Below are 8,608 nucleotides of genomic sequence, written 5' to 3' on the forward strand. Positions count from 1 at the left end.
GGAGGGGGATTATGCGTATCAGTATTTTTGGCTATGGTGTTACAACCACCCCTCTTGTGGCATTTTTAAACAAGCAAGGACATACACTTCATATCTATGATGATAAGTTTGATGCTATAAAAACTGACGAGTTTGGTAATACCTTGCTGCCCCCATCGCATTTTGATGCAGCACAAAGTGATATGGAAATTCTTAGTCCGGGGATTCCTCCCTCTCACCCTTTGGTGTTAAATGCACATCATCTTATGAGCGAATATGATTATTTTGAGAATCTTTTGAGGCAAGATTCTCAAAATAATGCTTCAAATGAGGGCGCACAAATGCCTTTTATGATTTGGATAAGTGGGACAAATGGCAAAACAACTACCACAGAGATGACTACTCTTTTACTTGCGTCTTTTGGTGCGCAAAGTGGAGGCAATATCGGCACACCTCTTGTGCAACTTTATGCACAAAAACCAAAGGTATGGGTGCTAGAGACAAGCTCCTTTATGCTACATTACACACATAATGCCACACCGCGCATTTACGCGCTTTTGCCTGTAAAAGAAGATCATATCAGTTGGCACGGCAGTTTTGAAGCCTATATTGAGGATAAGCTAAGCCCTCTCTCGCGTATGGATAGTGCTTCTGTGGCATTTATCCCTGCACATTTGCGCAATCATCGTTTGACAAAAGGCTTTCAAGGGAAGCTTATATGCTATGAGAGAAGTGCGGATTTAAGCCAACAATGTAGTATTGATATGGATAAGATTGTTTTTAAAGAACCTTTTTTACTTGATGCACTTTTAGCACTTGGTATCGCCAAATATGCCTTTAATGCGGATAATATTGATGTGCTTAATCATTTTGTTATTGGCAAGCATAGAATCGAGGAATTTTATGATAAGCATCACCGCCTTTGGGTTGATGATAGCAAGGGGACAAATGTTGATGCGAGTATTCAGGCGATTAGACGTTATGAAAAAAAGCATATTATGCTTATACTTGGGGGTGATGATAAGGGCGCAAATCTTACCCCACTCTTTGAATGTATGCAGGGTAAGGATATTGAGATTTTTAGTATTGGCGCAAATGAATCGCGTCTTATAGAGCTTGCTAAAAACTATCAGATTCCGCTTTTTCCCTGCCAAGACATATATAGAGCAATGGAGCATATTCACAAAAGACGCGATAAAGAGGCTAAAGATGTTGTGCTCCTCTCTCCGGCTGCGGCAAGTTTGGATCAATTTAGTTCTTATAAAGAGCGAGGCGAGATTTTTACCCGCCTTGCTTTAGCAGAATAGATTCTATTGCTAGAGTAGAATCTTAATTTATAAAGAGCACTCTTATCCCTATGAAATTAAATTAAAAAAGATTTGCTATGCCTTGAGGCTACTCATATCAATCACATAGCGGAATTTTGCCTTGCCACTTGTGAGATTGCTATAAGCTTGATTAATATCTTCTACACCGATAATTTCAGTTTCTGGGTAAATATGATGCTTAAGCGAAAAATCAAGCATTTCTTGTGTTTCTTTGATGCCCCCAATGAGTGAGCCATATACCTTTTTCCCTGCGCTATATACAAGGCGCGTTACGCTCACTTGCAATTTTGCTTCTGCTGGTGGTAAGCCTACTATCGCCATTTCTCCACCAAAAGTAAGGAGATTGATATAGGCATTTACATCATAAGATGTAGGGATAGTGGAGATGATAAAGGAAAATCGTTCCTTTACGCCCTCTGTGGAAGTAAAAAGCGCCTTTGCTCCCATATTAAGCGCATCTTGTTCTTTATTTTTATTTCGTGCGAAGACATAGACTTCAGCTCCCAATGCTACTGCATATTTTACAGCCATCATACCAAGCCCACCAAATCCGGCTACGGCGATTTTATCGCCTTTTTTGACTTTGCTAAATTGTATGGGAGAGTAGGTAGTAATACCTGCACAAAGCAAGGGTGCAACTTTGTCTAATGGGGCATTTTGAGGCACTTTAATAGCAAATTTTTCACTTACGACAATATTATTTGAGTATCCGCCATAGGTTGGTGTATTATCGTGGAAACAATCAAGACAATCATAAGTAAAAACAAGCTTGCCATTTTCGCAAAACTGCTCTTGACTTCTTTTGCAGGCTTCACATTCTCCACAAGAATTCACCATACAGCCAACCCCCGCATAATCGCCGACTTTAAACTTGCTCACTTTGCTTCCTACTGCCACTACGCGTCCTGCGATTTCGTGTCCGGGCACCATAGGGTAAATACCCTCTCGCCATTCGCTTCGTGCGGCGTGTATGTCGCTATGGCAGATTCCCGCATAGAGAATCTCAATGAAAATATCATATTCACCCATTGCGTGTCGTGAAAAGCTAAAGGGTTTAAAAGTATCGCTCTTGTGTGCTACTGCATAGCCCTTAGCGGTAATTTTTTGCCCTGTGGTTGCCTGTGTCAAATTATCCTGTAATAGCATTGCTACTCCTTAAAAAAGTGATTAAACAAACCTAAATGCTTTAGATTCTTAGCGTAATTATAAGGCTTATATGTTAGCAGTGATTAAGGATTTTTATAAAAATGCACAAAATGAGATATTTTTGTTGATTTTATAATCAGTTTTTATTATAATAATTTTTAATTACTATCATTAAAAATTATTATAAAGGAATCCAATGAAACCTAAAGCCCCAACAAAAGCGGATAAACAAAACCACAAAGACTGCTTAGAGCTAGGATTTTTAGAATTAGCCTTGAGTGATACATCTTGTAGCATTTATGATTCTATTGGCTTTCTTGCTACAAAGCTTAGGGAGCGTTTATCAAAGGAGTTTGATAAACGCATTGCCCCACTAGAGATTATCCATAAACAAGCAGGAATCTTATGGATATGCTCGCAAGGGAATTATTCTCAAATAGAGTTATGTGATTTTGCTTCGAGCGATAAAAACTATGTGCGTATGTATATTGATGATTTGGAATCTAAAGACTTAGTGAAGCGCAAGAAAAACCCAAGCAATAGGCGTGAAAATCTCATTACCCTCACATCAAAAGGTAGAGAATACGCTAAACAAACATATCAAATACTAAAGGAGGTGCAAAATGACTTACTCTTGGAACACTTAAGTAAGGAAGAGATGCAGGAGCTTCATAGGATACTTTATAAGGCGGTTGTAGGACTAAAAAACAAAGAAAAAATACTTTAGGAGTGAATATGAAAGAAAATGTAAAAATACTCAAGGAAAAAGGTAGTAAAAGCATAGTAGTGATGTTTGGCTTTGTGATATGTGTCTTTATGAGCCTCACACAAGGCTATGCCGCAAACTATCAGGCAATCTCTCAAGAAAAGAGCCTAAAAATCAGCGGAGATTCAAGCATTGGCTTTTTGGTATCAAAATTTGGATTTTTATCAGTTAATGGAGTGTTTAGGGATTTTAGCGGAGATTTGAAGCTTAATGGCGAAGAGATTGTGTCTCTAAGCGGGGAAGTAAAAATCGCCTCTGTTTTTACTGATAATAAAAAACGAGATGCACATTTGCTAGAATCTGATTTTTTTGATGCTAAAGCCTATCCCACAAGCACTTTTGTAATGACAAAATATGAGAGGCTTGAAGGGCAAAAAGACAATGGGGAGATAAGAGGGAAAGTGTATGGAGAGCTTTCTTTGCATGGTGTGAAGCTGCCCTTAGAGCTTAGCTCTGTGTTGAATCTTAATACATCTACGCTCACACTCACAGGAGAGCTTAATGTCAAAGATTTTGGCATTGAAGGCTCTAAAGTAAATAGCGACAAAGTAGAGCTTAATTTTAAAACTTTGTGGCAATAAGACGGCATTAGGTAGCACATACAAAATCGCCCCAAAGCTTGCTATGCAATTATAGCTCTTAATAATGTGTAAAATAAGCCATATTTTAATGCTATCATAAAAAGGTGGGGATTCAAAAAGCTGAAGTAGTGGCGGACAGGGAGGGATTCGAACCCTCGGTAATCTTGCGACTACGCATCCTTAGCAGGGATGTGGTTTCAGCCAACTCACCCACCTGTCCATACGCTTTTGCTCTAAATTACAAGAATCAAAAAAGAGTGCTATTGTATGGAAAAATTCATAAAACTACCCTTAACACCTCCCATACAAAAGCATAACCTCAAAAAGAATCTACAATATGAGTTTAATGGTGAGTTTATAGGAAGTTTGCTACAATGCAAGCATCATCTTTAGTTTGCGCTTTGGGAGATGTAGATTTGAGTATAGATTCTTGCTAGGGCGCATTATTTTTGCACAAAGGATACATTATGAAATATGCTTTTATATTCCCCGGACAAGGCTCACAAAGCGTAGGTATGGGGAAGGAATTTTATGAGAATTTTACCATTGCTAAGACACTTTTTGAAGAAGCAGGGGACGCGCTTCATTTGGATATGAAGCAGCTTTTATTTGAAGAAAATGACAAGCTTCATCTCACTCAATACACCCAACCTGCAATTTTTCTTGTAAGTGCTATTGCGTATGCTATTTTGCAGAGTGAGTATCCGCTTAATCCAAGTGTGGCAATGGGGCATTCTTTGGGCGAAGTGAGTGCGGTTGTATTAAGCAAGGGCAGTAGTTTTGCACAAGGTATTACGCTCATTCATAAGCGAGGTGCGCTAATGGCAGAGGCGTGTGAAGGCAAAAATGCTGGAATGATGGTTGTTGTAGGGCTTGCTGATGAGAAGCTTGAGGCTTTTTGTGCGAATGCGCAAAAAGAGGGTAAAAGCGTGTGGTGCGCAAATTATAATGGCGATGGGCAAATTGTTCTTGCTGGGCGAAAAGATGATTTAAGCGCATTAGAATCTGATATTAAGGCGCTTGGAGCAAAGCGTGCGCTTCTTTTGCCTATGTCTGTGGCAAGTCATTGCCCATTATTAGAATCTGCCACCGCGCCTTTTAAGGAGCTTTTAGAAGCAAATCTCAATAAAAATCTAAGCACTTCTATTCTCTCTAATGCTACACTTGAGCTTTATCATACTAAAGAACAAGCAAAAGCTCTTCTTAGTAGCCAACTCACCCAACCTGTGCTGTATAAGCAATCTATTCTTAAGCTTAATGGCGAAGTAGATGCGTTTATTGAATATGGTAATGGCAATGTTTTGCGCGGACTAAATAAACGACTAACCCAAGCTCCTACTTGGAATGTAAGCAATCTTGCAAGCCTTAAAGAATGTATTGAGGGGATAAAGGGTTTAGAATCTAACGCATAGGCGCAATTAAAGAATCTACAAAGGAGTAACAATGGTTATTGGCATTATAGGGGCAATGGTTGAGGAAATCACCCCTTTACTTCAATGTTTTGGGCATCACACAAAGCATCATATCGGTGGAAATATCTATTATGAAATTACCAAAAATCAGCATAAAATCTTTATCGCTTATAGTAAAATAGGTAAGATTCACGCTGCATTAAGTGCAAGCGTGATGATTTTTAAATTTGGTTGTGAGCAGATTATTTTTAGTGGCGTTGCTGGAGCTTTGAGTGGGGATTTGAAAGTAGGTGATTTGGTGCTTGGCACAAAGCTTTGTCAATATGATGTGGATATTAGTGCATTTGGACACCCTTTAGGCTTTATCCCCGAGAGTAAGCTTTATATAGAATCTAGCCCCGCACTTAATGCCATTGCAAAAAATATTGCTCAAACACAAGGCATTGTGCTTAAGGAGGGTATTATCGCTTCAGGCGATAGTTTTATTGCTCACAGTCAAAAAAAGCAATGGATTGTAGAGCATTTTAACGCAGTAGCTGTGGAAATGGAGGGTGCGGCAGTGGCAGTTGTATGTGATGCGTGTGGAGTCGCATTTTGTATTTTGCGCTCAATTAGTGATAGTGCTGATGGGAGCGCTGATGTAAGCTTTGATGAATTTTTAGAAAGTTCTGCAAAGCGCAGTGCGGATTTTGTGGTGAGTATGTGTGAGCAGATCTTAAAATAAGGAGAAAAAATGAAAACGATTACGCTTTTACGACACGCCGATACGATAAGTAGGGAAGAATATCGCCTGAATAACAAAAAAGATAAGAGCGATATTTTTCGTCCATTGAGTAAGCTTGGCAAAACTCAAAGCAAAAATATTGCACATTTTATTAGTAGGCATTTAGAATTTGATATGGTGTTTTGTTCTCCCGCTAAACGCACACAGCAGACGCTTAAACCTTTAAGAAAATATCTTAAGTCAAATCATATTATCACTAGCGATGATATTGCCCCTGATTGTGGGCTTGATGGCTATATGAGGCTTACGCAAACAAAGGCATTTCAAAAGGCTTCAAATATCCTCATTGTGGGGCATCAGCCGGATTTAAAAAGCTTTGCTACCTATCTTTGCCCCTCATTTCGTGCGCTCGTGCCTAAGGGGGTATTAATGAGATTTATTGTGCAAAGTGATGATGGTAGCCTTGAGGCTGGAGGGAGTATTGATTTTATCGCGCCTCCATTGATATTTGAAGACTTCAAAAAATAACAAATTACAATGAAAAAGATTTTGCACAGAGGCTACAAACGCGGTGCATTTAGTATGCTTGAGCTTGTGTTTGTTATTATCATACTTGGAATCATCGCTGCTATGGCGATTCCTCGCCTTTCATTTACACGTTCTGATGCGCAACTTATTGCGGTTGAAAATGATATTATTAGCGCAATCAATGCCTTGCAACGCGAAGTTTTTACTCAAAATATTGAGCCAAGTAGTATTGATGGGGCTTTAATGCTTGAATTAGCTGGGCTTAGTCATTCGCGTTGGGTGGCGCAGGGCAATGGTGTGCGTCTTGCTAAAAATGGCGTAATTGATACGCAAAATGATTGCGTTACGCTTATGCAAGAAAATGGTAAGATTGTCTTTTTTGTGCAGCAAAAAGCAGATTCTACACTTTGTACCAAACTCCTTGAGAGACACACAACGCGCAGAGAAGTGCCTCTTAGCACCTCAAATGCGATATTCTAAAAGGGCGGGATTTAGCGCATTTGAGCTAGTGTGTATTATTGTAATTGTTGCTGTAATTGCAGGCGTTGGGGTGCGCTATTTAGGTTATGTTGCACATAAACAATGCCTTTTGCATCTTAAGGCACAACTTGCCCATACACAAAATGCCTTGAGTGCTTACTATACAGAGAGTTTTATTCGTGAAGATGTTATAAATCCTACCTATGCTCAAAATATACTTCATCATCTTAGCTTGAATGCAAAGCCTCAATGCGGATTCAATGTGCAGGGCGCTCAACTGATTGCAGTTATTGGCACACAAAGCGTTGTTTTTAGTATAGATCCACCAAATCTCGTGCTTAATCCTAAAATATTTTGCAAACTCTCCGAGCCTTTGTGCAAGGAGTTAAGCGATAGAATCTTAGACAAGTAGATGTTTATATGCCCCGCTTTGTCCTAGGCGATAGAGTGCAAAATCATAACGTATCGGGTCATCTTTATGTAAAAGTGCGAGCGTATCTGTTGCTCGCAAGGCGCTTTGGAGATTGTAGTGTTTTGAATCTAAAATTTTAAGCTGATTGCAAAGCCTAAAAGTGTGTATATCAAGTGGCAAGATGAGATATGCGGGGGAGAGAAAATCTTGCCAAAGCCCCATATCAAGCTTGTCTTTGCGCACAAGCCACCGAAGAAGCATATGCCAACGTTTTAACGCAGAGGCTTGTTGGGGAATCGTGCCTTTATCTTTTAATCGTGCGCTCAAAGATGTGCCAAGTGCGAAATAAAGTCCTTTGCTTAAGGGGATATGATGAGATGCGGCATAATGATATAACCTATCCATACAATAATAGATACTATAAAGCATACGCGCGTGATAGGTATTTTTGCTCCCTTTCCAATGAGTAAGGCTTAAGGGAGAATGATTAAAAGCAGAGTGAAAATGCGCCCTTAAACCATTTTCTTCAAGCATAGAGGCAACAAGTAAAAAGAGAGCCTTTATATCTCCACGCGTTTGGAATCGATAATAAGCAAATGCTTCTTCATCAGTTTGTTTAATGCGTTGAAGTGATTGTAAAAGGCTAAAATCAAGACTTTGGAGCGTTTGAACAATCATTTTTGCGCTACCATAAGAAAGTAGAGCGCATATTAGGGCTATTTCTGCGCTCATAGGGTGAGATTCAAAACTTTTAGCTACAAGGAGCGGATCAGGTTTATCCTGACTTAATGCACTAGAAGTATTGTTACATTCATAGTATTTATCAAGTAACTTTTTAAGTTTTTGCATAAACCCCCTTTATTATTGATATTTTTTGCGCTAGAATCCGCGCCATTTTAGCATAAAAGGCGAATGATGAAAAAGTGGATATTTCTTGCTACATTATTTGCAAATGTATTGCAAGCGGAGTATTTGGCATTAGAATCTGCATATCAGCAAGTTTTAGCTCAAAATGATGGATTGAAAAGCTCACAAAGTGCCCAACAAAAACAAGCAAAATTAAGAAATGCGACAAAAATGCTCTACCTTCCTCAAATTTCAGTAGGCGCAGCTTATATTCGCCTCCAAGAGCCAATGCACTTACAGATGTTTGATGCTTCTGCTTTAGGTGCGATACAGCCCCCGCTTGATGCTTTGCTCCACTCTCTTGCTAAACCCATTGCGCTTGAGGATCAAAATATTATTTTTGGTG

General features: G+C 39.3%; 11 protein-coding genes, 1 tRNA gene and 1 pseudogene. 10 read left to right on the forward strand and 3 right to left on the reverse strand.

All coding sequences use genetic code 11. From position 1 onward, the window contains the following. Positions 1-11 precede the first annotated feature (11 nt). A complete protein-coding gene (murD, locus tag J1E28_RS00640; protein ID WP_291026006.1) occupies positions 12-1,286 on the forward strand; it encodes a UDP-N-acetylmuramoyl-L-alanine--D-glutamate ligase in 1,275 nt (424 codons plus the stop codon). Between the two features lie 75 nt (positions 1,287-1,361). Here murD and J1E28_RS00645 read toward each other — a convergent pair whose 3' ends face one another. Further along, positions 1,362-2,453: an NAD(P)-dependent alcohol dehydrogenase gene (locus J1E28_RS00645; RefSeq protein ID WP_291026007.1), complete on the reverse strand. Its 1,092-nt coding sequence runs from the start codon at positions 2,451-2,453 to the stop codon at positions 1,362-1,364. A 196-nt stretch (positions 2,454-2,649) separates the two neighbouring features. Here J1E28_RS00645 and J1E28_RS00650 point away from each other — a divergent pair, with 196 nt between their 5' ends. Next, positions 2,650-3,180 (forward strand): MarR family winged helix-turn-helix transcriptional regulator, encoded by a 531-nt coding sequence (locus J1E28_RS00650; protein ID WP_291026008.1) that lies wholly within the window; start codon positions 2,650-2,652, stop codon positions 3,178-3,180. Positions 3,181-3,188: 8 nt separating this feature from the next. Beyond that, on the forward strand, positions 3,189-3,800 hold the full coding sequence (locus tag J1E28_RS00655) for a YceI family protein (protein ID WP_291026009.1): 612 nt from the start codon (positions 3,189-3,191) through the stop codon (positions 3,798-3,800). A gap of 129 nt (positions 3,801-3,929) precedes the next feature. Here the strand turns inward: J1E28_RS00655 and J1E28_RS00660 are convergent. Then, positions 3,930-4,020 (reverse strand) — tRNA-Ser (locus J1E28_RS00660). A 47-nt stretch (positions 4,021-4,067) separates the two neighbouring features. Between J1E28_RS00660 and J1E28_RS00665 the strand changes: the two genes are divergently transcribed. The 6 genes from J1E28_RS00665 (at position 4,068) to J1E28_RS00690 (ending at position 7,356) form a co-directional block, all read left to right on the forward strand. Next, complete coding sequence (locus J1E28_RS00665) at positions 4,068-4,193, forward strand: hypothetical protein (RefSeq protein ID WP_291026010.1); 126 nt, start codon at positions 4,068-4,070, stop codon at positions 4,191-4,193. Positions 4,194-4,267: 74 nt separating this feature from the next. Continuing rightward, entirely contained in the window at positions 4,268-5,212 is a 945-nt protein-coding gene (gene fabD / locus J1E28_RS00670) for an ACP S-malonyltransferase (RefSeq protein ID WP_291026011.1), read from the forward strand. 31 nt (positions 5,213-5,243) lie between these two features. Beyond that, entirely contained in the window at positions 5,244-5,936 is a 693-nt protein-coding gene (locus tag J1E28_RS00675) for a 5'-methylthioadenosine/adenosylhomocysteine nucleosidase (protein WP_291026012.1), read from the forward strand. 9 nt (positions 5,937-5,945) lie between these two features. Continuing rightward, entirely contained in the window at positions 5,946-6,464 is a 519-nt protein-coding gene (locus J1E28_RS00680) for a phosphoglycerate mutase family protein (RefSeq protein ID WP_291026013.1), read from the forward strand. Positions 6,465-6,473: 9 nt separating this feature from the next. Beyond that, complete coding sequence (locus J1E28_RS00685; protein ID WP_291026014.1) at positions 6,474-6,944, forward strand: type II secretion system protein; 471 nt, start codon at positions 6,474-6,476, stop codon at positions 6,942-6,944. Next, entirely contained in the window at positions 6,931-7,356 is a 426-nt protein-coding gene (locus tag J1E28_RS00690) for a prepilin-type cleavage/methylation domain-containing protein (RefSeq protein ID WP_291026015.1), read from the forward strand. The genes J1E28_RS00685 and J1E28_RS00690 overlap by 14 nt, the downstream gene beginning before the upstream one ends. On the opposite strand, the gene J1E28_RS00695 is transcribed toward J1E28_RS00690, so the two are convergent. Further along, the gene (locus J1E28_RS00695; RefSeq protein WP_291026016.1) at positions 7,345-8,205 is read right to left on the reverse strand and encodes a TIGR02757 family protein; all 861 of its coding nucleotides are present in this window, start codon (positions 8,203-8,205) and stop codon (positions 7,345-7,347) included. The two genes, J1E28_RS00690 and J1E28_RS00695, sit on opposite strands and share 12 nt — an antisense overlap. 66 nt (positions 8,206-8,271) lie before the next feature. Between J1E28_RS00695 and J1E28_RS00700 the strand changes: the two are divergent. After that, positions 8,272-8,608 (forward strand): annotated as a pseudogene (locus tag J1E28_RS00700) (TolC family protein); the annotation flags it as partial.

The organism is Helicobacter sp., from assembly GCF_022511165.1.
Lineage (GTDB): Bacteria > Campylobacterota > Campylobacteria > Campylobacterales > Helicobacteraceae > Helicobacter_C.